Here is a 703-nt window from a genome sequence, read left to right as displayed (position 1 = left end):
AGCACCACGGCGATCCCGACGACGATGCCCAGCGTCAGCAGCCCGACCTCGAGCAGCCGGCCGCCCGCCGTGATCGGGAACCCGTTGATCGCGTCGTCCGCCGCTCCCACGAACGAGAGCCCGGCGAGGAGCACGACCACCCCCGACGCGACGACGAGCGCGGGCGGCAGAACCGCCAGCTCCACGGGCAGCCGCGGCACGACCGCGAGCAGCACCACCGCCACTCCGGTCGCCAGCGCGGCGCCCGCGATCTGCTGGAAGAAGGCGGGCAGGCCCCAGCGGGCGAGCAGCTGGTTGACCAGATCGATCGCGGCGGCCGTCGCGGCGGCGAGGAGCACGACGAGGGGTCCGCCCCCGAGCAGGAGCGCGACGCCCGCCGCCATCAGCGCGAGCGTGAGGGTGACGACTCCGCGGCGGTAGCGGTGCGGCTGGACGAGGATCGCGTCGAGCCGGTCGTGCGCGGCCTCGAACTGGTGGCGGGCCTCCTCGCGGGCCTCGGCGGAGTCGACGGCGTCGGCGACCCGTACCTCCGGCGAGCCCTCGGTGATGGCGGTGACGAGCGCCGTCACGCGGGCGAGCCGCTCGTAGTCGGCGCTGCGGGAGGGGACGACGCGATCAACGGGTTCCCGATCACGGCGGGCGGCCGGCTGCTCGAGGTCGGGCTGCTGACGCTGGGCATCGTCGTCGGGATCGCCGTGGTGCT

1 protein-coding gene is annotated in these 703 nt (G+C 75.1%); it reads right to left on the bottom strand.

Translation table 11 applies throughout. From position 1 onward, the window contains the following. Window positions 1–703 (bottom strand): threonine/serine exporter family protein (locus tag C5C27_RS17585; RefSeq protein WP_146079772.1); only part of this gene is annotated, 703 nt, incomplete at both ends.

Source organism: Rathayibacter sp. AY2B7, assembly GCF_002931635.1.
Classification (GTDB): Bacteria; Actinomycetota; Actinomycetes; order Actinomycetales; family Microbacteriaceae; genus Rathayibacter.
The sequence above is the reverse complement of the archived record's forward strand: the minus strand, read 5'-3'. Positions and strand labels throughout refer to the sequence as shown.